23 protein-coding genes, 1 tRNA gene and 1 riboswitch are annotated in these 23,088 nt (G+C 75.3%); of the genes, 7 read left to right on the forward strand and 17 right to left on the reverse strand.

Translation table 11 applies throughout. The features are described from left to right. Window positions 1-39 precede the first annotated feature (39 nt). Both ACI79R_RS08990 and ACI79R_RS08995 read right to left on the reverse strand, forming a co-directional pair. The gene (locus ACI79R_RS08990) at window positions 40-171 is read right to left on the reverse strand and encodes a hypothetical protein (protein WP_456573258.1); all 132 of its coding nucleotides are present in this window, start codon (window positions 169-171) and stop codon (window positions 40-42) included. A gap of 332 nt (window positions 172-503) precedes the next feature. Next, window positions 504-1,373, reverse strand: coding sequence for a phospholipid scramblase-related protein (locus ACI79R_RS08995; RefSeq protein WP_456573259.1), 870 nt, complete (start codon window positions 1,371-1,373; stop codon window positions 504-506). Between the two features lie 85 nt (window positions 1,374-1,458). Between ACI79R_RS08995 and ACI79R_RS09000 the strand changes: the two genes are divergently transcribed. Then, window positions 1,459-2,730: an ArgE/DapE family deacylase gene (locus ACI79R_RS09000; RefSeq protein WP_456573260.1), complete on the forward strand. Its 1,272-nt coding sequence runs from the start codon at window positions 1,459-1,461 to the stop codon at window positions 2,728-2,730. Continuing rightward, complete coding sequence (locus tag ACI79R_RS09005; protein WP_456573261.1) at window positions 2,727-3,395, forward strand: HD domain-containing protein; 669 nt, start codon at window positions 2,727-2,729, stop codon at window positions 3,393-3,395. The genes ACI79R_RS09000 and ACI79R_RS09005 overlap by 4 nt, the downstream gene beginning before the upstream one ends. Here the strand turns inward: ACI79R_RS09005 and ACI79R_RS09010 are convergent. Continuing rightward, window positions 3,316-3,612 (reverse strand): DUF4031 domain-containing protein, encoded by a 297-nt coding sequence (locus ACI79R_RS09010; RefSeq protein ID WP_456573262.1) that lies wholly within the window; start codon window positions 3,610-3,612, stop codon window positions 3,316-3,318. The genes ACI79R_RS09005 and ACI79R_RS09010 overlap by 80 nt on opposite strands. 52 nt (window positions 3,613-3,664) lie before the next feature. Between ACI79R_RS09010 and ACI79R_RS09015 the strand changes: the two genes are divergently transcribed. After that, window positions 3,665-4,666, forward strand: coding sequence for a Gfo/Idh/MocA family protein (locus ACI79R_RS09015; RefSeq protein ID WP_456573263.1), 1,002 nt, complete (start codon window positions 3,665-3,667; stop codon window positions 4,664-4,666). Here the strand turns inward: ACI79R_RS09015 and ACI79R_RS09020 are convergent. The 4 genes from ACI79R_RS09020 to thrC form a co-directional block, all read right to left on the reverse strand. Continuing rightward, window positions 4,590-5,441, reverse strand: coding sequence for a DUF72 domain-containing protein (locus ACI79R_RS09020; RefSeq protein WP_456573264.1), 852 nt, complete (start codon window positions 5,439-5,441; stop codon window positions 4,590-4,592). The genes ACI79R_RS09015 and ACI79R_RS09020 overlap by 77 nt on opposite strands. Window positions 5,442-5,603: 162 nt before the next feature. After that, window positions 5,604-7,232: a chaperonin GroEL gene (gene groL / locus ACI79R_RS09025; RefSeq protein WP_456573265.1), complete on the reverse strand. Its 1,629-nt coding sequence runs from the start codon at window positions 7,230-7,232 to the stop codon at window positions 5,604-5,606. A 274-nt stretch (window positions 7,233-7,506) separates the two neighbouring features. Further along, window positions 7,507-7,707, reverse strand: coding sequence for a cold-shock protein (locus ACI79R_RS09030; protein WP_089405184.1), 201 nt, complete (start codon window positions 7,705-7,707; stop codon window positions 7,507-7,509). Window positions 7,708-7,916: 209 nt separating this feature from the next. Beyond that, window positions 7,917-9,218 (reverse strand): threonine synthase, encoded by a 1,302-nt coding sequence (gene thrC / locus ACI79R_RS09035; protein ID WP_456573266.1) that lies wholly within the window; start codon window positions 9,216-9,218, stop codon window positions 7,917-7,919. 12 nt (window positions 9,219-9,230) lie between these two features. Then, a riboswitch (SAM riboswitch) is annotated at window positions 9,231-9,357 on the reverse strand. Between the two features lie 59 nt (window positions 9,358-9,416). Here thrC and ACI79R_RS09040 point away from each other — a divergent pair. After that, window positions 9,417-10,235, forward strand: coding sequence for an HAD hydrolase family protein (locus tag ACI79R_RS09040; protein ID WP_456573267.1), 819 nt, complete (start codon window positions 9,417-9,419; stop codon window positions 10,233-10,235). A 47-nt stretch (window positions 10,236-10,282) separates the two neighbouring features. Here the strand turns inward: ACI79R_RS09040 and ACI79R_RS09045 are convergent, their stop codons facing one another. The 6 genes from ACI79R_RS09045 to ACI79R_RS09070 all read right to left on the reverse strand — a co-directional run bounded on the left by ACI79R_RS09045 (window position 10,283) and on the right by ACI79R_RS09070 (window position 17,565). Continuing rightward, window positions 10,283-11,164, reverse strand: a complete 882-nt coding sequence (locus ACI79R_RS09045; protein WP_456573268.1) for an ABC transporter permease — start codon at window positions 11,162-11,164, stop codon at window positions 10,283-10,285. A gap of 71 nt (window positions 11,165-11,235) precedes the next feature. Continuing rightward, a complete protein-coding gene (locus ACI79R_RS09050; protein WP_456573269.1) occupies window positions 11,236-14,139 on the reverse strand; it encodes an alpha/beta fold hydrolase in 2,904 nt (967 codons plus the stop codon). Between the two features lie 56 nt (window positions 14,140-14,195). Then, window positions 14,196-15,440 (reverse strand): LytR C-terminal domain-containing protein, encoded by a 1,245-nt coding sequence (locus ACI79R_RS09055; RefSeq protein WP_456573270.1) that lies wholly within the window; start codon window positions 15,438-15,440, stop codon window positions 14,196-14,198. A 332-nt stretch (window positions 15,441-15,772) separates the two neighbouring features. Further along, on the reverse strand, window positions 15,773-16,090 hold the full coding sequence (locus ACI79R_RS09060) for a DUF3263 domain-containing protein (protein WP_456573271.1): 318 nt from the start codon (window positions 16,088-16,090) through the stop codon (window positions 15,773-15,775). A gap of 98 nt (window positions 16,091-16,188) precedes the next feature. Beyond that, complete coding sequence (rarD, locus tag ACI79R_RS09065) at window positions 16,189-17,106, reverse strand: EamA family transporter RarD (protein WP_456573272.1); 918 nt, start codon at window positions 17,104-17,106, stop codon at window positions 16,189-16,191. 24 nt (window positions 17,107-17,130) lie between these two features. Beyond that, window positions 17,131-17,565, reverse strand: coding sequence for a CBS domain-containing protein (locus ACI79R_RS09070; RefSeq protein WP_456573273.1), 435 nt, complete (start codon window positions 17,563-17,565; stop codon window positions 17,131-17,133). 98 nt (window positions 17,566-17,663) lie between these two features. Between ACI79R_RS09070 and ACI79R_RS09075 the strand changes: the two genes are divergently transcribed. Then, a complete protein-coding gene (locus ACI79R_RS09075; protein WP_456573274.1) occupies window positions 17,664-18,083 on the forward strand; it encodes a DUF5313 family protein in 420 nt (139 codons plus the stop codon). A 16-nt stretch (window positions 18,084-18,099) separates the two neighbouring features. Here ACI79R_RS09075 and ACI79R_RS09080 read toward each other — a convergent pair. The 3 genes from ACI79R_RS09080 to ACI79R_RS09090 all read right to left on the reverse strand — a co-directional run bounded on the left by ACI79R_RS09080 (window position 18,100) and on the right by ACI79R_RS09090 (window position 20,334). Then, a tRNA-Thr gene (locus ACI79R_RS09080) sits at window positions 18,100-18,172 on the reverse strand. Between the two features lie 145 nt (window positions 18,173-18,317). Next, entirely contained in the window at window positions 18,318-18,962 is a 645-nt protein-coding gene (locus tag ACI79R_RS09085; protein WP_456573275.1) for a dihydrofolate reductase family protein, read from the reverse strand. A 52-nt stretch (window positions 18,963-19,014) separates the two neighbouring features. Beyond that, entirely contained in the window at window positions 19,015-20,334 is a 1,320-nt protein-coding gene (locus ACI79R_RS09090) for a BtrH N-terminal domain-containing protein (protein WP_456573276.1), read from the reverse strand. Between the two features lie 250 nt (window positions 20,335-20,584). Here ACI79R_RS09090 and ACI79R_RS09095 point away from each other — a divergent pair, with 250 nt between their 5' ends. Further along, window positions 20,585-20,896: a DUF2695 domain-containing protein gene (locus ACI79R_RS09095; protein ID WP_456573277.1), complete on the forward strand. Its 312-nt coding sequence runs from the start codon at window positions 20,585-20,587 to the stop codon at window positions 20,894-20,896. 7 nt (window positions 20,897-20,903) lie between these two features. On the opposite strand, the gene ACI79R_RS09100 is transcribed toward ACI79R_RS09095, so the two are convergent. Beyond that, window positions 20,904-21,569 (reverse strand): hypothetical protein, encoded by a 666-nt coding sequence (locus ACI79R_RS09100; protein ID WP_456573278.1) that lies wholly within the window; start codon window positions 21,567-21,569, stop codon window positions 20,904-20,906. 225 nt (window positions 21,570-21,794) lie between these two features. On the opposite strand from ACI79R_RS09100, the gene ACI79R_RS09105 reads away from it, so the two are divergent. Continuing rightward, a complete protein-coding gene (locus tag ACI79R_RS09105; RefSeq protein ID WP_456573279.1) occupies window positions 21,795-23,066 on the forward strand; it encodes a S1C family serine protease in 1,272 nt (423 codons plus the stop codon). Window positions 23,067-23,088 lie beyond the last annotated feature (22 nt).

Here is a 23,088-nt window from a genome sequence, read left to right on the forward strand (position 1 = left end):
TGACACGCCCCGCCGACGGGTCGGCCGCCGCCGGTGCGGTCAGCGCGAGGGCCACAGGCGCCGCCGGCGGGCCCGCCACGGGTTGCGCCGGGTGCGTGAGTCGCTGGCGAGGGACTTGAGCAGCTCGCGTCGGTAGGCCAGCTCGGCCTCGAGACCGGGGTTGGGGAACACGGCCGGGACTCCTTCGTCGTCGTCGTGGATGGCGTGACGACGACGGTCGTGCTGAGGCCCCCCGGCCGGCATCGGGCGGGCACGCAGTCCTCGGACCCGGGACACGGCTGAGGGGCCTCAGCCGGCTGGCTGAGGCCCCTCAGGAGTCGAGGTCCGGACCGGGCGCTGGTCGCCTCGCGGCGAGAGGCACAACGCGGCTCCAGGCCCCCGACCGAGGTCGGGGCGGTAGTCCGCGGAGGCGGTATCCAATTGGCACCCGGGGACACAGATCGCCCGGTCCGGACGCTCTCCAGGCTACCCCCGATCCGGCGGTCCACACCCCATGGCGCCGATCACCCGAAGCCGCGGCTGTCCTGCTTCAGCGCCGTGTCGACGGTGAGCGCGGAGGCGATCACCATGCTGGCCAGCGGGTCCGGCAGCCGGAAGTGCACCTGGACGACGTACTTGTCGGCCGTGGTGAACAGGGTGCGGGCCAGGCCCTCCCAGTTCTTGGTGATCCGGGCGATCTCGGTGCCGGCGGAGTCGGTGACCGAGAAGTCCCACGCCCGCCAGTTCTCGGCCTGGATCGCGCCGACCAGCTGGCCCCCGGCCACCAGGTCGAAGCGGATCTTGCCGAACACGTTGGCCTGCACGATCTCGCCGACCGGCGAGCCGTCCGGCCGCTCGACGACGACCCGCGACTTGACGATCTTCGCCGGCCGGGTCAGCACCAGGACGACGCCGCGGGCGTCGCGCACCTCGAGCCGGTGGGTCATGTACTGGTCGAGGCTGGAGACGAACCGCACGGCCTTCTTGAGCCCGCTCTGGCCCACCTCGACGACCGCGCCGATCTGCTGGCCGTGCGCGTCCTCGACGGCGTACTCGTTGGTCAGCTCGATCAGCTTGGTCTTCTGGTTCACGACCAGGATCGGCTGCTCGTACAGCGACGGGCCCGCCGCCTGCTGGTGGGGCTGCTGCGGAGCCTGGTGCTGCGCCTGCTGCTGGGCGGCTGCCGCCGCCGGGACGGTCTGCTCGTGCGCGGGCGGGGGCGGCGGCGCCTGCACCGGCGGGGGCGGGGGCGGCGGGGTCGCGGCGACCGGCGGCGGAGGGGGCGGCGCCGGCTGCTGGACGTGCTCGGTCCAGCCCTGGCCGTCCCACCAGCGGGTGCCGCCACTGCCGGCGGGGTCGGGGTACCAACCGGGCGGCGGAGGGGGTTGCGTCACGCCCGGCAAGCTAGCCTGCCCGGCCGGCGGACGGGCCCCCGCGGGGCCGCGGCTCGCCGGAGGTGGCGCGTGCCAGACTCCGGCCGTGCCCGATCCGACCGCCGTCGAGGCCCGCGTCCTGGCCGCCGTGGACGACGGCCGGCTGGTCGACCGGCTCTGCCGGCTGGTCGCCGTCCCCTCGGTCGGGGGCACCGCGGCCGAGGTCGAGGTGCAGCACCTGCTCGCCGACTGGCTGACCGAGCTGGGCTGCGACGTCGACCGCTGGCCGATCGACCTGGCGGCCGCGGCGACCGCCCCGGACGCGCCCGGGCAGGAGGTCGACCGCGACGAGGCGTGGGGCGTCGTGGGGACCCTGCCGGGCGCCGACGGCGGCGATCCCGCGCTGGTGCTCTGCGGGCACTCCGACGTCGTCCCCACCGGCGACCGCGCCCTCTGGCCGGCCGATCCGTTCACCCCGCGGCTGTCCGGCGGCGACCTGCACGGCCGCGGTGCCTGCGACATGAAGGCCGGGCTGGTGGCCGCGCTCGGTGCCGTGGCCGCGGTGCGGGCGGCCGGGGTGCGCCTGGCCCGGCCCCTGGCGCTGCACAGCGTCGTCGGCGAGGAGGACGGCGGCCTGGGCGCCTGGGCCACCCTGGCGCGCGGTCACCGCGGCGACGCCTGCGTGATCCCCGAGCCCACCGACCGCGCTGTCGTCACCGCCGCCGCCGGCGCGCTCACCTTCCGGCTGTCGGTGACCGGTGCCGCCGCGCACGCGGCCATGCGCGACCGCGGGGTCAGCGCGGTCGAGCTGTTCGCCGAGGTGCACGCCGACCTGCGGGCGTTCGAGGCCGGGCGCCAGCGCGACGCCGACCCGCGGTTCACCGGCACCGCCTATCCGTTCGGCCTGAGCATCGGCACCGTCCGGGCCGGGGACTGGGCCAGCTCGGTGCCCGACCTGCTGGTCGCCGAGGGCCGCTACGGGGTGCGGCTGGGCGAGCCGGTGGAGACGGCGCGGGCCGCGCTCGAGCAGCGGATCGCCGCCTTCTGCGCCGGCCACCCCTGGCTGGCCGCGCACCCGGTGCGGCTGGAGTGGACCGGCGGCTCGTTCGCCAGCGGCGAGCTGGTGCCGGGCTCGACGCTGCTGCCCGACATGCGGGCCGCGGTCGTCGCCGCCGGCGGGCCCCCGCCGGCCGAGCGGGCCGTCGCGGCCGGCACCGACCTGCGGCTCTACGCCGCCGCCGGCATCCCGACGCTGCACTACGGCCCCGGCGACCTGCACCTGGCGCACGGCCCGGCCGAGCGGGTGCCGGTCGACGACGTCGTCACCGCGGCCCGCGCCCTCGCGCTGCTCGCGGTGCGCCGCTGCGGGGTGGCGTGACCGACCTGGTCGGCGCGGCCGCCTGGGCGCGGCTGGCCGGCGACTCCCCCGCGGCCCGCGACGAGTGGGCCGCCGTCGTCGCCGCGTGGAGCGAGCCGCACCGCCGCTACCACGACCTGCGGCACCTGGCCGCGGTGCTGGGGCTGGTCGGGGAGCTCTCCGGCGCGGCGACCGACCCGGAGGCCGTCGCCCTCGCCGCCTGGTACCACGACGTGGTCTACGACCCCCGCCGCGACGACAACGAGCAGCGCAGCGCCGAGCGCGCCGAGCGCGGGCTGGCCGGCCTGGTACCCCCGGCGCGGATCGCCGAGGTGGCGCGGCTGGTGCTGCTGACCGCCGGGCACGACCCCGCACCGGACGACGCGAACGGCGCCGTCCTCTGCGACGCCGACCTCGCCGTGCTGGCCGGCCCGCCGGCGGCCTACGCCGGCTACGCCTCCGCCGTCCGCGAGGAGTACGGCCACCTCTCCGACGAGGTCTTCACCGCCGGGCGGACGGCGGTGCTCGAGCACCTGCTCGCCCTGCCGGCGCTGTACCGGCTGCCCGGGCCGGCCCGCGACTGGACGGCCGCCGCCCGGGCCAACCTCACCGCGGAGCTGGCCCTCCTGCGGCAGCGGGCGGGCGGGGCCTCCGGCGCCGCAGCCCCGCCGCCATCAGCCGGCTGAGCAGCTCGCGCGCGCCGACCGGCTCCGCCCCGGCGGCCACGGCGACGTCGTAGAGGTCCTCGGGGACGTCGTAGTGGTCGCCCTGGAACGCCCGGCGCGGGATGCCGAGCTCCGCGGCCACGAAGGCGTGCAGCTCGTCGTAGGAGACGTCGCTGACCAGGTGCGACCACCGCCGCCCGCGCCACGGCCACACCGGGCTGTCGATCAGCAGGGCCACCGCGCCAGTGTGCCCGGTGGTGGCTCCGGGGCGCCCCGCTAGCGTCCACCCCATGAGCCGGGAGATCCGCTGGGGCATCGTCGGGCCGGGGCGCATCGCGGAGAACGTGGTGCGCGACTTCGCCGTCGTCGAGGGAGCGCGGGTGACCGCGGTGGCCTCGCGGTCGGCGGCCCGGGCCACCGACTTCGCCCGCCGGCACGGCATCGGCCGCGCGCACGGCTCCTACGCCGACGTCCTGGCCGACCCGGACGTCGACGTCCTGTACCTCGCCACCCCGCACGCGCAGCACGCCGCGGTGGCCACCGCGGCCCTGCGCGCGGGCAAGGCGCTGCTGGTGGAGAAGTCGTTCACCGCCACGCCGGAGGGTGCCGCGGAGGTCGTGGCGACGGCACGGGCGGCGGGCGTCTTCACGATGGAGGCGATGTGGACCCGGTTCCAGCCGGCGGTGGTCGCGCTGCGCGAGCTGGTCGCGGCCGGCGCCATCGGCGAGGTCCGCTCGGTGCAGGCCGACCTCGGCGTCTCCCGGGTCTACGACCCGGCCGACCGGCTGTTCGCCCGGGAGCTGGGCGGCGGCGCCCTGCTGGACCTCGGCGTGTACGTCGTGTCGTTCGCCCAGATGCTGCTGGGGACACCGGACACCGTGACCGCGACCGGCTCGCTGTTCCCCACCGGCGTGGACGCCGAGGCCGCGCTGCTGCTCGGCTACGCCGACGGCCGGTCGGCCACGCTGACCACCTCGCTGCGCTACCCGAGCCCGGGGGCGGCGCGGGTGCTGGGTACCGAGGGCTGGATCGACGTCCTCCCGCGGTTCCACCACCCCGACACCATCGTGCTGCACCGCGCCGGCGACGAGCCGCAGACGGTGACCCGCCCGCACCTGGGCGGCGGGTACGCGCACGAGCTGATCGAGGTCACCGAGTGCCTGCAGGCCGGGCGCCTCGAGAGCGCGGTGATGCCGCTGGACGACACGCTCGCCGTCATGACGGTGCTGGGTCAGGCCGCGGCGATGCTCGGCGTCGAGCACGCGGAGGACCCTGCGGCTCTGGACAGCTGAGCCAGGCCTCGCCCGACGCCTGCTCGGCGGTGGGCACCCGCGTCGGCGTGCGCCCGGCCCGGCGCACCGCCTCGGCGAAGACGACCGCGTCGGTGACCGCGGCCCCGCCGGGGTCGTTGTTGAAGTAGACGAGGACGTCCTCGTCGTCGGCCCAGGTCGCGGCCAGCCGGTCGGCCCACTGCTGGAGGGCCTCGGGCCGGTAGGCCCAGCCCTCGGCGCCGGTGTGCAGCCGCAGGTAGCCCCAGCCGGCGGTGCGCCACAGCGGGGCCACCGGCTGCTCGCCCCGGTCGGCCCAGCACAGGGCCGCGCCGTAGCGCTCGAGCAGCGCGCGCACCTCGTCGGTCCACCAGCTGTCGTGCCGCGGCTCGACCGCCACCCGCACCGACGCCGGGAACCGGGCCAGGCACTCGCGCAGCAGCTCGGGATCGGCCTTCAGCGTGGGCGGCAGCTGGAGCAGGACGGTGTCCAGCCGCTCCCCGAGGCCCGCGGCGCGCTCCATCAGCCGGCCCACCGGCTCCTCCGGGTCGCGCAGCCGCTTGATGTGCGTGAGGAACCGGCTGGCCTTGACCGCCCACCGGAAGTCCTCCGGCGTGCGCTGCCGCCAGGCCTCGAACGTGGCGCGCTCGGGCAGCCGGTAGAAGGCGTTGTTGCTCTCCACCGTGGCGAAGTACGTGGCGTGGTGCTCCAGCCACAGCCGCTGCGGCAGCCGCTGGGGATAGAAGCGCCCGCGCCAGTCGCGGTACTGCCACCCGGACGTCCCGATGATCACGGCCACGTCCAGCCGCCTACCCGGGCCGACCGCGACCGACGCACCGGCCGGAAGACGCCGACAGGGGCGGCCCGCTCGCGCGGACCGCCCCTGCCGGGGACTTGCTGGAAGGCTGCGTCGCAGGGACCCGCGACACGCGGAGCGTGCCGTGGGGGCGACGTGGTCCTCTTAGAAGTCCATGCCGCCCATGCCGCCGTCGGCCCCCGGCATGGCCGGAGCGTTCTTCTCCGGCTTGTCGGCGATGACGGCCTCGGTGGTGAGGAAGAGCGCCGCGATGGAGGCGGCGTTCTGCAGCGCCGAGCGGGTCACCTTGGCGGGGTCGATGATCCCGTTGGCGACCAGGTCGACGTACTCGCCGGTGGCGGCGTTGAGGCCGTGACCCACCTCGGAGTTGCGCACCTTCTCCGCGACGACGCCGCCCTCGAGGCCGGCGTTGACGGCGATCTGCTTCAGCGGGGCCTCGAGCGCGACGCGCACGATGTTGGCACCGGTGGCCTCGTCACCCTCGAGCTCGAGCTTCTCGAACGCAACGGTGGTGGCCTGCGCCAGGGCGACGCCACCACCGGCGACGATGCCCTCCTCGACGGCGGCCTTGGCGTTGCGCACCGCGTCCTCGATGCGGTGCTTGCGCTCCTTGAGCTCGACCTCGGTCGCGGCGCCGGCCTTGATGACGGCGACGCCACCGGCCAGCTTGGCCAGGCGCTCCTGCAGCTTCTCGCGGTCGTAGTCGGAGTCCGACTTCTCGATCTCGGCGCGGATCTGGTTCACCCGGCCGGCGATCTGGTCGGTGTCACCGGCGCCCTCGACGATCGTCGTCTCGTCCTTGGTGACGACGACCTTGCGGGCGCGGCCCAGCAGCTCGAGGCCGGCGTTGTCGAGCTTGAGGCCGACCTCCTCGCTGATGACCTGGCCACCGGTGAGGATGGCGATGTCGGTCAGCATGGCCTTGCGGCGGTCGCCGAAGCCCGGGGCCTTGACGGCGACGGACTTGAAGGTGCCGCGGATCTTGTTCACGACCAGGGTCGCGAGGGCCTCGCCCTCGACGTCCTCGGCGATGATGGCCAGCGGCTTGCCCGACTGCATGACCTTCTCCAGCAGCGGGAGGAGGTCCTTGACGGTGCTGATCTTCGAGTTGACGACGAGCACGTACGGGTCGTCGAGGACGGCCTCCATGCGCTCGGCGTCGGTGACGAAGTAGGGCGAGATGTAGCCCTTGTCGAAGCGCATGCCCTCGGTGAGCTCGAGCTCGAGGCCGAAGGTGTTGCTCTCCTCGACGGTGATGACGCCTTCCTTGCCGACCTTGTCCATCGCCTCGGCGATGAGCTCACCGATGGCGGTGTCGGCGGCGGAGATCGACGCGGTGGCGGCGATCTGCTCCTTGGTCTCGACGTCCTTGGCGGTCGAGAGCAGGTAGCTGGTGACCGACTCGACGGCCTTCTCGATGCCCTTCTTCAGGGCCATCGGGTTGGCGCCGGCGGCGACGTTGCGCAGACCCTCGCGGACGAGCGCCTGGGCGAGCACGGTGGCGGTGGTGGTGCCGTCACCCGCGACGTCGTCGGTCTTCTTCGCGACCTCCTTGACCAGCTCGGCGCCGATCTTCTCCCAGGGGTCCTCGAGCTCGATCTCCTTGGCGATGCTCACACCGTCGTTGGTGATGGTGGGAGCGCCCCACTTCTTCTCGAGCACGACGTTGCGGCCCTTGGGACCGAGGGTCACCTTGACGGCGTCGGCGAGGGTGTTCATGCCCCGCTCGAGGCCGCGGCGCGCCTCTTCCTCGAAGGCGATCATCTTGGCCATGTGGTGATGTCCTCCATGCATGGATCGCTGCACGGCCGGGTTCGGCGCCCGCGACGGACGACACCGATACCTGCGGGCACTCCGTCGGCCCGCGGACCGGTGCCTCACCGTTCCGACCTGATTGGCACTCGGCACTGTCGAGTGCCAATCCCGAGTCTGGCACTCGACCCTGCCGAGTGCAAGAACGGGGGGTCGGCGGGGCCTGTTCCCGGAAACGGCCGAGGCCCGGCCCCCAGGGGGGACCGGGCCTCGGCGGGGCGCTCGGGCGCTGGACTCAGGCGACGCGGACGCCGTCGGCCTGCGGACCCTTCTCGCCCTGGACGACCTCGAAGGTCACCCGCTGCCCCTCGTCGAGGGACTTGTACCCGTCCATCTGGATGGCCGAGTAGTGGACGAAGACGTCCTGGCCGCCGTCGACGGCGATGAAGCCGAAGCCCTTCTCGGCGTTGAACCACTTCACGGTGCCCTGTGCCACGTGCGCTCCCACGATCGTGCGTGCGGACGGCCCCCGTGATGCCGGGGACCGGGAACCAGCTCTTCCGCCCGTCGGACACGAACGTGGAACTCGAACCGCGCGAGAACGTACAACAAGGAGACATCGAACACACCAGGTCGATGCACGACCGATACCCGGAGGGAGGGACGATCTCGTTCCCTCACCCGGTCAGGTGACCAGCCTAGCCCTCAGGCGATGAGCCCCGCCTGTCGAACCGACCGCAGCGAGGGCTCCACGGTGTGCGTCGGGCCGACCACCGGCTCCAGCGGGTCGAGGGTCTTCAGCCCCTCCCCCGTGTTGAGGACGACGGTCTCCTTGGCCGGGTCCAGGCGGCCGTCGGCGACCAGCTGGCGCAGCACCGCGACGGTCACCCCGCCGGCGGTCTCGGCGAAGACGCCGGTGGTGCGGGCCAGGTCGCGGATGCCCTGGACGATCTCCTCGTCGCCCACCCGGCCCACCGAGCCGCCGGTGCGCCGGATCGCGTCGAGCGCGTACGGGCCGTCGGCGGGGTTGCCGATGTTCAGCGACTTGGCGATGCCGGTCGGCTTCACCGGCTTGACGACGTCCCAGCCGTTGTCGAACGCGGTGGCGATCGGGTCGCACCCGGCCGACTGCGCACCGAAGATCGTCCACTCGGTGGCCTCGACGATGCCCGCGGTGGCGAGCTCGCGGAACGCCTTGTCCACCTTGGTGAGCAGCGAGCCCGAGGCCATGGGGATCACGACCTGGGCCGGGATCCGCCAGCCGAGCTGCTCGGCGATCTCGTAACCCATGGTCTTGGAGCCCTCGGCGTAGTACGGCCGCACGTTCTGGTTGACGAAGGCGGTGTCCTCGAACTCGTCGGTCTCGGCGAGCTCGCTGGTCAGCCGGTTGACGTCGTCGTAGGAACCCTCGACGGCGACCAGCGTCTGGCCGTAGACCGCCGACTGCACGACCTTGCCCGGCTCCAGGTCGGCGGGGATGAAGACGTAGGAGGGCAGGCCGACGCGGGCGGCGTGCGCGGCCACGGAGTTGGCCAGGTTGCCGGTCGAGGCCGCGGCGATCTTGGCGTAGCCCAGCCCCTTGGCGGCGGTGGCCGCCAGGCTGACCACGCGGTCCTTGAACGAGTGGGTGGGGTTGGCCGAGTCGTCCTTGACCCACAGCCCACCGGTGATGCCGAGCTCGGCGGCCAGCCGGTCGGCGCGGACCAGCGGCGTCATGCCCGGGTCGAGGCTCACCCGGTCGGCCGGGTCCTGGCCCACCGGGAGCAGGGCGGCGTAGCGCCAGATGTTCTGCGGACCGGCCTCGATCTGCTCGCGGGTCACCGCGGCCATCAGCTCGGGGTCGTAGTCGACCTCCAGCGGGCCGAAGCACTCGGCACAGGCGTGCTCGGCGACCAGGCCGAAGGTGGCGCCGCAGTTGCGGCAGACCAGCCCGCGGGCGGGACAGGGGGGAACGGGGCCGCCGGCGCTGGAGTCGGCCTGGGCGGAACCGGGAGCGGTCAGGGTCATGCGACGACTACCTCCTCATCTTCCCCGCGTCGGGCCGTCGAGCCGCGCGGGACGGAATTGGCACCTGCCGCCCCGCGACTGCGGGGGGCGGTTGCCGGGGCTTCGTCGGGCCGTGTCCCTCTGCCCCTCTGGATGAGTGGAACGGGGGGAACTGTACCCGCGCGCCGGGAGCGCCCACCGGACGGTCAGGATGCGCGCGTGGCTGCGCGCATCGTCTACACCGACCTCGACGGCACGATGGTGGGCTGGCGGGGGTCGTTCTGGCACACCTCCGACCGGGAGCTGACCGAGGGCCCGGCGGCCGCCCTGTTCGCGCTGCACCGCGCCGGGGTGCCCCTGGTGCTGGTCAGCGGCCGCACCTACGAGCAGGTGGCCGAGGCCGCCCGGATCTTCGCCGCCGACGGCGCCATCGCCGAGCTGGGCGCGCTGGTCGGCTGGAACGGCGGCCGGGACACCCACGAGCTCACCGGCGACCTGCCGGCCCGGTACGCGGGGCGGGAGCCGGTGTCGGTGATGACCGAGCTCGGGGTCCTCGACGAGCTGTTCGCCCGCCACCCGGGCCAGCTGGAGTGGCACGCGCCCTGGCACGCCACCCACCGCACCGACGCGCTGCTGCGCGGGCGGGTCGACACCCTCGCCGTCGACGCCGAGCTGGCCGAGCTCGGCCACGGCTGGCTGACGCTCAAGGACAACGGCGCGATCCCGTACTCCCCCCGCATGGGGCTGGAGCCGGGCGGCCCGGCGCGGGTCTACCACCTCATGCCGCGCGGCATCGACAAGGGCGCGGCCATCGCCTGGGACCTGCAGCGGCGGGGCCTGGACCCGGAGGACGCGGTGGCCATCGGCGACAGCGTCAGCGACCTGGAGATGGCGCCCGCCGTCGGGCGGCTGTGGGTGCCGGCCAACGGCGCGCGCGTCGACGGCATGGCCGAGCGGCTGGCCGCCGTCCCCAACGTCACCGTGGCCGGGGCCGCCATGGGCGACGGCTGGGCCGAGGCGGTCCTCGCCTCGCTCTGATCGGAGTGCCACGGCGCGGTTTCCGCGCCCGTGGCACTCCGATCAGCTCAGCTGGTGACGTCCCGGCGGGCGAAGTGCCGGAAGCCCAGCGCGGTGAAGACGACGGCGTAGACCAGCGACTGGATGACGCCGCGGAAGAGGTCCCCGGAGTCGACCGGCGTCTGCAGCAGGTCGGTCCAGGCGAACTCCTCGGCGGTCGGGAACCAGTCCCGGATCCCGCCGAGCTGCTCCACCTGGTCGAGGATCGCGAACACGAACATCGTGAACACCGCCCCGCCGACGGCGGCCAGCGGCGCGTCGGTGACCGTGGACAGCCAGAACGCCAGCGTGCCGACGACGAGCAGGTGGACGGCGAGGTAGCCGACCATCCCGGCCAGCCGCAGCAGCCCCTCGCCCTGCGGGAGGGTCACCCCGATCGGCGTCTGGATCGCCTCGAAGCCGAACGCGATGCCCCCGGCGACCAGCGCGACGACCACCACGAGCACCAGCGCCCCGACCGAGAGCACCAGCGCGGCCAGCCACTTCTGCCGGAGCAGCCGCATCCGCGGGATCGGGGTGGCCAGCGCGTAGCGCAGCGACCCCCACTGGGCCTCGACCGCCACGGTGTCGCCGAAGAACAGCGCGAACACCACTACGAGGAAGAAGCTCGTGGTCGCGAAGAGCACGAACAGCGTGAAGTTCAGCCCGCTCGCCGTCGCGACGTCGACCAGGTTGAGCCGGCTGTTCTGCTGGGCGTTCTCGCTGGCGCCCAGCTGCAGCGCCGCGATGAGCACCAGCGGCAGGGCGATCATCAGCACGAGCACGCCCAGCGTGCGGCGCCGCTTGAACTGCCGGCGCAGCTCCACCGACAGCCGCAGGGTCCGCTCGGGCCGGTAGCCCGCGACCGCGCCGGTCGCCTGCACGTGCTCGTTCGTCGTGCTCACGCTCATCGGTTCGACTCCGGACTCGATCCGCTCCTCGGTGGCTGGCGCTCCCTGCGATGCTCCCTCGCCCGTCGTTCTCACGACTCCCCCACCAGCGCCAGGAAGGCGTCCTCGAGCCGCCGCCGCGGCGTGAACTGGTCGACACCGACGCCGGCCTCGACCAGCGCCTGCAGCGCGGTGGCACGGCTGGTCTCCGGACCGAGGTCGGCGACCAGGCCCTCGTCGGTGCGCTCGGCGGCGACGCCGGGCAGCCCGGACAGCACCTGCACCGCGCGCTCGGTCTCGGCCTCGTCGGTCAGCCCGACCAGCACCGAGCCGCCGGTGCCGACGATCTCCTCGACCGTGCCCTGGGCGATCTTCTGCCCCTTGGCCATGACGACGACGTGGCTGCAGGTCTGCTCGATCTCGCTGAGCAGGTGGCTGGAGACGATCACCGTCCGGCCGGTCGCGGCGTAGGACCGCAGCACCTCGCGCATGGCGTGGATCTGCGGCGGGTCCAGCCCGTTGGTCGGCTCGTCGAGCACCAGCAGGTCGGGCAGGCCGAGCATGGCCTGGGCGATCGCCACCCGCTGGCGCATGCCCTGGCTGTAGCGGCGCACGGGACGGTCGATCGCCGCACCGAGGCCGGCGACCTCGATCGCCTCCTCCATGTGCGCGTCCTCGGCCGGCCGGCCGGTGGCCGCCCAGTACAGCCGCAGGTTGTCGCGGCCGGACAGGTGCGGCTGCAGGCCGGTGCCCTCCACGAACGAGCCGAGCCGGGACAGCACCGGCGCGCCCGGGCCGGCGGCGTGCCCGAAGATGCTGATCCGCCCGGAGGTCGGCCGGATGAGACCCATGAGCATCCGCAGCGAGGTGGTCTTGCCCGCCCCGTTCGGGCCGAGCAGGCCGAGCACCTGGCCGCGGCGGACCTCGAACGAGAGGTCCCGGACGGCGACGAAGCCGTCCTTGTACGCCTTGGTCACCCCCTCGAAGCGCAGCGGCACGTCCTCGCCGTCGGGCTCGACCTCCGACACCCGGCGCCGCCGCCGGCGGCCCCACAGGACCGCGGCCAGCCAGCCGAGCAGGCCCAGGCCCACGACCACGGCCAGCAGCACCCACCAGCGGGAGACGCTGCCCTCGGACTGCGGGCCGGCCGCGACCTCGGGGACGGCCAGCACCGCGCCGTCGCCGTCGGCCAGCGCGACGGAGTAGATCGTCGGCTCGTCGGGCAGCGCGAACGCCTGGTCGGTGGTGGAGACGACGATCCGCATGGTGTGGCCGGCCTCGAACCGGTGCACGATCGCCGGCAGGGTCACCGGCACCGTCGTCGGGGCGGCGACGTCGGTGGAGACGCCGGTCAGGCTGACGGGGGCGACCAGGCCCGAGGGCAGCGTCATGGACCCGTCGGGGCCGACGTCGTAGAGCTTGGCGAACAGCGTCGCGGTGCCGGTCGGCGAGGCGACGGCGAGGTCGACGGTCGGTGCGCCGACCACCTCGACGGCGCCGTCCAGCGGCCGGCTGTCGAAGACGGCGAACTGGCCGGGGATCTCGATCGTCGTGCCGCCCAGGGCGGAGGTCAGGGCGCCGAGCCCGGGCACGGTGGTGATCGCCGCGGGTGCTCCGCCGGCCGGCGTCACCACCGGCTGGGTGGGGCCGGCGACGGCGACCGTGCGGCGCTCGGCGGCGTCCTCGCCGTCCAGCCCCGGGTAGGCGGCGGCGACGACGGTCTGCGAGCCGCCCTGCACCGACAGCCCGGAGCCGCCGCCCAGCCCGGTCGGCGCCGGGAACTCGAAGCCGGTGCCGGGGTCGGTGCCGCGCTCGGGGTCGTCCTCGTCGCGCAGGTACCAGGAGAACCAGCCGGCGACCTGCTCGCGGAGGTCGGCGGTGACCCGGTCGGAGGCCTGCCCGTCGTGCCCGCCGGCGTACCAGACGACGCGGACCGGCGTGCCGTTCGCGGCGATGCCGCGGGCGTTGGCGTCGGCGTGGCCGAGGCCGAACAGCGAGTCCTGGGTGCCCTGCACCAGCAGCGTGGGGGCGGAGATCCGGTCGAGGACGCCGGCCGGGCTGTTGCGGTCGAGGATCTCGGCGACCTCGGGCGTGAGCGTGCCGGTGGTCGCGGCGTCCTGGTAGGCCGCGCAGATCTCCGGGCGGAACCTGCCGCAGGCCAGCGCCTGCTCGACGGTCTCCGGGTCCAGCGACGCCGGGTCGAACGCCGGCCGGTCGCCGTTCGAGCCGCCGCCGGCACCCCCGCCCCCGCCGAGCGCGGCCAGCAGGCCGCCGGTCGGCACCGAGCCGACCCCGAAGAACAGGCCGGCCCACATCTGCTTGAAGACGCCGGTGTCGCTGTCCAGCGGGGTGGCCGCCGGGGTGCCGTCGTCGACGGTGCCCGTCGAGTCGGGGAACAGCGCGCTGGTCAGCGAGTTCCAGGTGATCTGCGGGGCGATCGCGTCGACCCGGTCGTCGTAGGCCGCGCCGAGCAGCGCCAGCGCGCCGCCGTACGAGCCGCCGGCGACGCCGACCCGGGGGTCGCCGTCCCCGTCGAGGAGGACGTCGTCGCGCTCGGCCAGCCGGTCGAGCAGCGTGGACAGGTCGGCGACCTCGTAGCGGGGGTCGTCCAGGCCGATCAGGCCGGTGCTGGCGCCGAACCCGCGCGCGGAGTACGTGAGCACCACGAAACCGCGCTCCGCGAGGTCGCGGGCGTCGTCGGCGACGGAGTCCTTGCTGCCGCCGAAGCCGTGCGCCAGGACGACGGCCGGCGCCGGGCTGTCGGCGGTGGCCGACTCGGGCACGTACACCGTGGTGTCCAGCTCGACGGCGTCGGCCCCGGTGCCGGAGGGCACGCGGGCGTCCTCGGTGGCGACGTCCTCGGCGGCCGCCGCGGGCGCGGCGGGCAGCGAGACGGTCAGGCCACCGGCGAGCAGCAGGGCGAGCAGGGCAGCGGACGTCGCGCGGGCGCCGGAGCGCGGGCGGAGACGGACGAGCCCGCGGAGAGGGCGGCGCACGCAGCGCCCAACGGACGGACGCCCGACCGTGTTCCGCGCTCCGGCGAGCAGGTCGCTCAGGGGCGCCAGTCGCCCGCGGCGACGACCACCAGACCGGGGTCGCTCACCCCGGGGACCTCGAAGAACCGCTCGGCCGGACCGGCGACCAGGCCCGGGAAGGCGTCGACCATCTGCAGCGCGGACTGGCGCTGCTCCTCGTTCCCGGCGGTGAAGAACACGGTGGTCACCGGCACGTCGCCGCCCTCGTAGGCGCCCACGCCGGCCGACGTCCAGCCCTGCGTGCCGACCGCCTCGGCGACGTCGGCGGCCAGGCCGGTGACCGAGGTGGCGTTGAGCACGGTCACCGGGACGCGGACGGGGGCGGCCGGCGCGGTGTCCACCGGCGGCAGCGGGTCGACGGTCAGGGGCGGGAGGGCCGCGGTGGGCGGCGCGGGAGCCGCGCTGGTGGTCGGCGCGGCCGCGGCGCGGCCGTCGGAGGCCTCCTGCGTGGCCGGCGAGGTGAAGGAGTAGACGCCGAGGACGGCGAGCGCGACGAGCACCACCGCGAGCACGGCGAGGGCGCGCCGGCGGGGGCGGCGGGGCTGCTCGTCCTCGTCGTCGGTGATCCGCGGCAGGCGGACGCCGTTCTTCTTGGCCACCCGGCGGCGCTCGGCGTCGGCGGCCTGCCGCTCGGCGCGGTCGGCGGCGCGGCTCCCGACCACGCCGGTACCCCCGGTGGTCGGCCCGGCCGGGGCGTTCTCGCCGGTGGCGGGCGCGAGCCGGTCGAGGGACTCCGGCTCGTCCTCGACGATCGCCGCGGTCGGCGGCACGGGTTCGGACCGGCGCTGCCGGCCGCGGTTGACCTCGCGGTCGGGGATGGCGGTGGTGGCGGGAGCCGGTGCGGCGTCCGGGCCCGACGGGCGGGTCCAGTCGACGTAGGCGGGGTGGGCGGCCGGGCCGGCGGGCGCGGGGGCCGGCGCCGGCGGAGCGGCGGACCAGAGCGCGTCCGCGGCTGCGGCTCGTGGCTCCTCGCGCCACCCGCTGTCCCAGCCCGTGCCGCCGGCGGACCGCTCGCGGGTCGGGTCGGGGGCGTCGGCGGGCGCGGTCAGCGGAAAGCCGGCCGCGACGTCGGGCAGCGGAGCCGAGGGGTGCTCGGTCGGGGCGGGCGCGGGCACCGCCTGGAACGGCGCGATGCTGGTGCGCGGCCCGGCCGGCGGCGCGACGTCGGGCAGCGGCGCTGAGGGGTGCTCGGTGAGCCCCGGGGCGGGCACCGCCGGGAACGGCGCGACGGCGGTGCGCGGGCCGGTGTGGACGGGAGCCACCGCCGGCGGGGTGGTGGCGCGCGGCCGGCTCGGCGGGGCCGGCTCGGCCGGGCGGCCGCGGCCGGCCGTCGGGGCGGGCCGGGGCACGCGGGGCGGCCGTCGGCCGGGGTCGATCCCGGCCTCGAGCAGCCCGTCACGGCGCCGGTCGGCGCGGCTGCGCCCCGGCGTCGTGGGGTGGTCGCTCAGATCCGCGTCGGCCGGGAGACCGCCCGGCGGCACGGCGTCCGCGGCGTCCGTCCGGCGACGACCCTGCTGGACCGGAGGGGTCCCCCGGTCCGGTACGTCACCGCCTGGCGCGGCGTGCCTGCCCACGGTGACCAAATCTAAACGGCTCAGGTGTCCTTGCCCAGGAGGCTGGCCTGTCGCCGCTGCCCGCGCGCGGCGCGCAGCCGGCGCAGCCGGCGGACCAGGAGGGGGTCGGCGGCCAGTGCCGCAGGCCGGTCGACCAGCGCGTTCAGTGCCTGGTAGTAGCGGGTCGGCGCGAGGCCGAACTGCTCGCGGATCGCCGTCTCCTTGGCGCCGGCGTGGCGCCACCACTGCCGCTCGAAGGCCAGCATCTCGTGCTCGCGGCGGGTGAGCTCGGGTGCGGGTGCTCCCGCGACCGACTCGCCCCCCGGCGGGGAGACCGCGGAGGCTCGTTCGGGTTCCATCGGACGTCCTTCGTCGTACCGCGCGCTCGCGTGCCGGCGCGCTGGGTCGACCGTAGCCCCGGGCACCGACAACCTCGCCCCGGCGCAGCGGGTCGTGCTCAGACCGGCGCGACGACGGGCGCAGCGGCGGCGCGGCGGGCCGCCGAGCGCGCCGTCCGGATGCTGTCGGCGGTGAAGACGGCCAGCGCGACCCAGACGATGACGAAGCCGGCCAGCCGCGCGGGCGGCATGGGCTCGTGGAAGACGAAGACGCCGAGGCCCAGCTGCATCAGCGGCGTCACGTACTGCAGCAGGCCGACGGTGGACAGCGGGATGCGGCGCGTGGCGGCGGCGAAGAGCAGCAGCGGGATCGCGGTGGCGACGCCCGTGCTCAGCAGCAGGAGCAGGTGTCCGGTGCCGACGTTGCCGAAGGTGCCCTCGCCGCGGCCGTGCAGCACGAGCAGCACGCCGACCGCCGGCACCACCATCAGCGCCGTCTCGACGAAGAGGCCGGGCGCGGCCTCGACCCGCACCAGCTTCTTCATGAGCCCGTACAAGCCGAAGCTGCCGGCCAGGGCGAGCGCGATCCACGGCGGGCGGCCGTAGTCGACGGTCAGCACGATCACGGCGACCGCGGCGATGCCGACCGCCACCCACTGCAGCGGGCGCAGCCGCTCGCTGAAGAAGACGACGCCGAGCAGCACGCTGACCAGGGGGTTGATGAAGTACCCGAGCGAGGTCTCCACGACGTGCCCGGCGTTCACGCCGTAGACGAAGACCAGCCAGTTCACCGCGATCAGCAGCGAGGCCCCGGCCAGCACCAGGAGCGTGCGCCGGTCGGTGACCGCCGCCGGCACCGCCTGCCAGCGGCGGATCGCGGTGAGCAGCAGCCCGACGAAGACCAGCGACCAGATCACCCGGTGGGCGACGATCTCCAGCCCGCCGGCGGGCTCGAGCAGCCGGAAGTACAGGGGGAACACGCCCCACAGCAGGTAGGCCGACAGCCCGGACACCACTCCCAGCTGCCGCTCGCCCACGGGAGGCGACGGTACGCCGGGCGGTCAGGCCGTCTGGATGTAGTCGACCAGCTGGGCCCGTTCCTCCTCGAGCTCGTCCAGCCGGGCCTTGACGACGTCGCCGATGGAGACGATGCCGAGCAGCAGCCCGGCCTCGTCGACCACGGGCACGTGCCGGATGCGGTGGTCGGTCATCGTGCGCGCCAGGTCGTGCACCGAAGCGGTGGGCACGCAGGTGCGCACCTCGGCGGTCATGAGCGCCTCGACCGGTTCGGCGAGCAGCCCCGCGCCCCGGGCGTCGAGCGCGCGGACGACGTCCCGCTCCGAGACGATGCCCTCGATGGCGCGCCCGTCGGGCGAGACGACCAGCGCCCCGATCCCCTTCCGGGCGAGCACCTCGAGCGCGGCGCGCACGCTCGTCCCGCGGTCGACGGTGGCCACCTCGGCCCCCTTGCGACGGAGCACCTGGCTGATCTGCACGGGGCCTCCCGGGGGCTCACCGACGCACGCCTGCGCCGCGCAGTCTGCTCGCCTCCGGGCCGCTGCGGCAACGCCTTCCGGAGGCCTACCGTCGAGGCGTGCGCACGCAGCGGTCCTCCTCCGCGCCGGCGGTCCGACCGGGCGTCGGCCGGTGGCTCTGGTACGCCCTCGGCGGCGGCCTGCCGGAGCGGTACGCGCCCTGGGTGCTGTCGGACACCACGCGCCCGGGCTGGGTGCGCCGGCACGTGCTGCGGGCGCTGGTGCAGATGTCGCCGCTGGTGGTGGCCTGCCTGCTCGTGCCGGTGCCGCTCTCCTACCGTCTCACCGTCGCGTTCGGGGGCCTGCTGGTCGGCCTGCTCTACTCCGTGGCCTTCATGGTGGAGACCACCGAGCACCGGGTGGCCAAGGCCGGGTACCCGTCGGGCACGGCGGCCCGGCTCCGGGAGGAGCGTGCCGAGCGGGCCCGGGTCGAGCGGCTCTCGCCCTACCGCCGCGACGGGGCCGGCAGCTTCGACTGAGGCGAGCCCGCCAGGGAGCCGACGGGGGGACTCGAACCCCCAACCGCCCGATTACAAGTCGGGTGCGCTGCCAGTTGCGCCACGTCGGCACGGGACGACGTCCCGGGGCAAGGATAGGGACAGCGCGAGGAGGACATCGTCGGCCCGGGCCGGCAGCCGCTGCCCGACCCGAGCGCGACGGCGTTCCCGCGGGAACGTTTCGCATGCGAGACGTTCACGCAGGAACGTCTCGCGTCACTTCCGCCAGAACAGGTGGTGCGTGACCCCGCTGCTGCTCGGGACGACGTCCACGTGGAAGCGGTCGCGCAGCTCGTCGGGTGACTCCCAGAGCCGCGTGCCCGTCCCGAGCTCCACCGGCGCCACCGCCACGTGCAGGGTGTCGACCAGGTCCGCGTCGAGGAACTGGCGGATGCTCGTCGCCCCGCCGCCGAGCCGGACGTCCTTCTCCCCGGCCGCCTCCTTCGCCTGCCCGAGCACCTCCGCCGGCGTCCCGCTGACGAAGTGGAACGTGGTGTCGGCGAGCGTGAACGACGGCCGCTCGTGGTGGGTCATCACGAAGACGGGCGTGTGGAACGGCGGCTCCTCCCCCCACCAGCCGCGCCACTCGTGGTCCTGCCACGGCCCACGGTGCGGGCTGAACTTGTTGCGTCCCATGATCTCCGCGCCGATGCCGTGGGAGAAGTCGCGCGTGAAGTAGTCGTCCAGGCCGCGGCTCCCGCCGGGGGCGCTGCGGTTGGGGAAGCTGGCCGTGGCGAGGGCCCAGGCCATCAGCACGCCCGGGTCGGCGTGGCCGAACGGCCGCTCCAGGCTCTGCCCCTCACCCGCGCCGAAGCCGTCGCTCGAGACGGTGAAGTTCTGGACTCGCACCAGCTGGGTCACGTGGTTCCTCCTGCGTCGTCGTCGGAGGGTGGACGGCCGGAGCGGAGGAAACTCATCGCCGGCCCAGGACCGCTCCGAGACGGGCCACCGCCGCCGCCTCCGCGTCGTGGATCGCCATCAGCCGACTGCTCATGCCGGTCAGCACCGCCGCGAGGCGCTCCTCGTCCAGCGGCGGCGCCCCGGCGTGCTCGGCCCGCAGCCGCCACAGCTCCCCGGCGGCGGCCGCCCGCTCAGCGGCACTCACGTCGCCCTCGGCGACCGCTCCGGTGACCGTCGCGGTGAGCTCCCGCAGCCGGGCGACCGCCGGGACGTCGTCCGGCAGCGCCGTCTCCGCGAGGGCGTGCCACAGCTCGGCGATCTCCCGCCACCGCGGCGCCTCCGCGGCCAGGTCCGGCTCGTCGAGCACGGCGGCGGCCTGCTCGAGCCCGTCGGCGAACAGCCCGCGCAGGTGCCCGCCGGACATCCCGGCCGGCTCGACGCCCTCCCACACGCTGGCCAGGGCTCCCAGCAGCCCGCGCCGGTCGGCGAAGACCGTCGGCCACCCCTTCGCGGCCCGCGGGTCGACCAGCAGCCGCGCCCACTTCCGCCAGGCCGGCAGCGCGAAGGAGGTCGACGTCCCGCCGAGGTGGTCGACGCCGGCCTCGAGCCCGGCGCGCACGGCGGCGCGCAGCCGGTCGCCGGGGACGACGGCGTCCGCGCTCCGGACGACGAGCATCGTGTTGCGGTAGCTGCCCACCCGGGCCCGCGCCCGGTCCAGGTCCGCGACCGCCACGGTCAGCGGCGCCAGCGTGCGGTCGTCGACGTGCACCCGCCCACCGGCGGCGGCGTAGGCGACCACCGGGTCGCCGCCGTGCCCGTCGAGGAACGCCGGCAGGTTCCAGTACCCGAGGTGGTAGCGGTCCGGCCAGACGATCGCCGGGTCCCCGGCGGCCAGCGTCGAGGCCAGCGCCCGGGCCGCTCCCTCGGCGCCGCCCGTCCGCGACCAGGCGACGTCCAGGCCGAGCCGGTCGACCATGGTCGCCAGCCGCCGGTCGAAGTACTGCCAGGAGTGGGTGAACCCGAGGGTGACCACCCGGCTGTCGTCGTGGGCGAACTCCCAGAGGATGTAGCCGGCGCCGAGCCCGCCGCCGACGAGGAACAGCAGCGGCTCGCTCAACGGGCCGCCGGGACCGGTGACCGCGCGGTGGGCGAGCACGTTGGCCAGCGCCGCGGTGTCCGGATCGGTGCCACCGCGCAGGGTCCACCCCCCGTCGACGACGGGACCGGTGCCGGCCGCGCCGCCGACGACGTGGGCCCGGGCGACGGCGTAGCGCTCGCCGGTCCGGGCCATCCGCGCGCGCACCCGCGCCTTGAGCTGCTTGGCCGTGGTCATGGTCGGACTCTCCCGGCTGCGCCCGCGGCGACGGCTCCACGCACCGTGCGCCGCAGCAGCCGTGGCATCGATCCGAAGGGAGACGTGCCGGCCCTGCAGCGCCCCGAGGCTCTCGGAGTCCCCTTTGCCCCGCGGCGCCGACCCGCGTGGAGAACCGGTCTGGGGTTGGGCGTGAGGCTCGCCCGGGACGCACGATAGACCCGCCGGCGGCCGGGTGGACAGCCCTTCCAGCAGGCCGGATGCTCCGGCCGTGATCTCGAAGGACGAGAAGGCCCGGCGCAAGCGACTGGTGGACGCCCACGCCCGCGAGCAGCACGCCGCGCAGAGCGCGCTCATGCCGATCGACCGGGACCAGCTGGAGGACCTGCTCGACGCCGTCGACCAGGCGGTCACCGACGAGGGGTGCGACCACACCCGCCGGGCGACCGTCGCGTGGGCCCGGGAGCACGACGTCGACGTCGGCCAGCTGAACGAGGCGTTCGACTCCTACGCCGTGTTCTGCGACTGCGAGATCGTCCTGAACATCGAGACCGAGACCGTCTTCGGCCCGACCCGCGGCTGAGCGGGCCTCAGGCCGCGTCGCTGGCGGCGTTGCCGTCGAGGTAGCGCGCCGGATCGGCTCCGGGCAGCGGCCCGGCGGCCAGCCACCGGGCGAAGCCGACCGGGTCCCGCCGCTCCAGCTCGTCGAGGGTCTCCTGCCGCCGTCGCACGATCGTCTGGCGGGCGGAGGGGTCCAGCGACGAGGACAGCGCGACCGACGTCCGCAGCCACTCGCGGCCGAGGTCCTCGGTGGAGAGCACCCGCACCGGCGCGAGGAAGGAGACGGAGTCGGCACGGCCGGCCGGCCGGTCCTGGACCGGCGCCGGACGCGCCGGCCCGCCGGCCGGGCGGGCCGCCGAGCGGACCCACCACACGACCAGCGCCGCCACCGCGCCGACGCAGCCCACCACCACCGTCAGCAGGGCTCCGCCGACGGCCGACGTGCCGCACAGCACCAGCAGCACCGCCACGGTGCACGCGGCCGCCTGCCAGGCCGCTTCGACGGTGGCCCGCAGGTCGTGATCGTTGCCCTCGCGGGCGATGCCCGCGGCGAGGGCGCCGGTGACCGCGGCGGCCAGGCCGATCGCGAGCAGCCCGGCCGGCCGCAGCGAGAGCCCGCCGACGAGGGCCAGCCCTCCGCCGACGAGCAGGGCGAGGCCCACGAGGAGGCGGGGGACGAGGCCGTGGATGCGCACGGGACAGCCTCCGGGGAGCAGGCCGGACGAGGAGGGACGGGCACCGCCGGAGCGGTGGCTCGAAGCCCTCCCCTACCCACTCCGCGGCCACTTGCACACGCACCGTGGCGTGTCCTCCGGCGTCCAGGCACCTCACAGGCAGCCTGCAGCCGCGCCCGAGGGTGCCCGCCGATCGTCGTCCCCAGGAAGGCGGCAGTCGGCCGCCCACCGGAGGAGGAACCACAGATGACCGAGCAGGGTCCCGCGGGCGCCACCCCCCACGGCAGCACCGGCCCCCAGGGCACGCAGGGCGTGCCCCCGCTCTGGGCCCGGCCGACGCCGCCGGCGCCGCCCGTCTGGCACGCCGCCGGCCCCCACGCGCAGGTGCCGCCGCCGGCCCCGGCCCGGCGGCGGTCGGGCCGGGTGCGGATCGGGGTGGCCGGCCTGCTGGCCGGCGCCCTCATCGGCGGTGGCGCCGGAGCCGGCGTGGTCGCCCTGGCCGACGGCACCGGCCTCGGCGGCGGCACGACCCCCGTCGCGGCGCAGAACGTCACCATCACCGACCCCGAGAACGCCACCGCGGTCACCGCCGCGGCCGCCAAGGCCACGCCGAGCGTGGTCACCGTCTACGTCACCTCGCCCGGCGGCTCGGGCAGCGGCTCCGGCGTCGTCCTCACCGAGGACGGCTACGTGGTCACCAACAACCACGTCGTCACCCTCGACAGCAGCACCGACACCGCGACCGTCCAGGTGCGCACGGCGGACGGCACCGTCTACGACGCCGAGGTCGTGGGCACCGACCCGGTCTCCGACCTCGCCGTGCTGAAGCTGGACGGCGCCAGCGGCCTGATCCCGGCCACGTTCGCCGACTCCGACGACGTGCAGGTCGGCGACCTCGCCGTGGCCATCGGCGCCCCGCTCGGGCTCTCGGACACCGTGACCAACGGCATCATCAGCGCCACCGACCGCGCGGTGGCCACCGGCTCCACCGAGGGCGACGCCACCGTCATCGACGCGCTGCAGACCGACGCGGCGATCAACCCCGGGAACTCCGGCGGCGCCCTGGTCGACGCGGCCGGCCAGGTGATCGGCATCAACACCGCGATCGCCTCGGTCGCCTCCGGCGCCCCCGGCTCGTCGTCCCAGAGCGGCAACATCGGCGTCGGCTTCGCGATCCCGAGCAACACCGCCCAGCGGATCGCGGAGGAGATCATCGCCGACGGCACCGCCGACACCGCCTACCTGGGCGTCAGCACCCGGACGGCGGCCGACGACGCCAACGCGGAGATCGGCACCGGCGCCCAGGTGATGCAGGTGCAGTCCGACTCCCCCGCCGCCGACGCCGGGCTGCGCACCGGCGACGTGATCACCGCCGTCGGCGACCGGCCGATCACCACCTCGACCGAGCTCACCGCCGCGGTGCGCAGCGCCGCCCCCGGCGACGACATCACCCTCACCGTCCGGCGCGACGGCGAGACCACCACGGTGGCCGTCACGCTCGGGACCGCCGCGAACTGACCGGGCAGCGGCGCGGCACGCG

The sequence above is a fragment of the Blastococcus sp. SYSU D00820 genome, from assembly GCF_054050695.1.

Coding starts and splice junctions, on each gene's coding strand:
- groL (WP_456573265.1), bottom strand. CDS start 7,232: ATGGCCAAGATGATCGCCTTCGAGGAAGAGGCGCGCCGCGGCCTCGAG.
- thrC (WP_456573266.1), bottom strand. CDS start 9,218: ATGACCCTGACCGCTCCCGGTTCCGCCCAGGCCGACTCCAGCGCCGGC.
- ACI79R_RS09015 (WP_456573263.1), top strand. CDS start 3,665: ATGAGCCGGGAGATCCGCTGGGGCATCGTCGGGCCGGGGCGCATCGCG.
- ACI79R_RS09060 (WP_456573271.1), bottom strand. CDS start 16,090: ATGGAACCCGAACGAGCCTCCGCGGTCTCCCCGCCGGGGGGCGAGTCG.
- ACI79R_RS09090 (WP_456573276.1), bottom strand. CDS start 20,334: ATGACCACGGCCAAGCAGCTCAAGGCGCGGGTGCGCGCGCGGATGGCC.
- ACI79R_RS09105 (WP_456573279.1), top strand. CDS start 21,795: ATGACCGAGCAGGGTCCCGCGGGCGCCACCCCCCACGGCAGCACCGGC.
- ACI79R_RS09045 (WP_456573268.1), bottom strand. CDS start 11,164: ATGAGCGTGAGCACGACGAACGAGCACGTGCAGGCGACCGGCGCGGTC.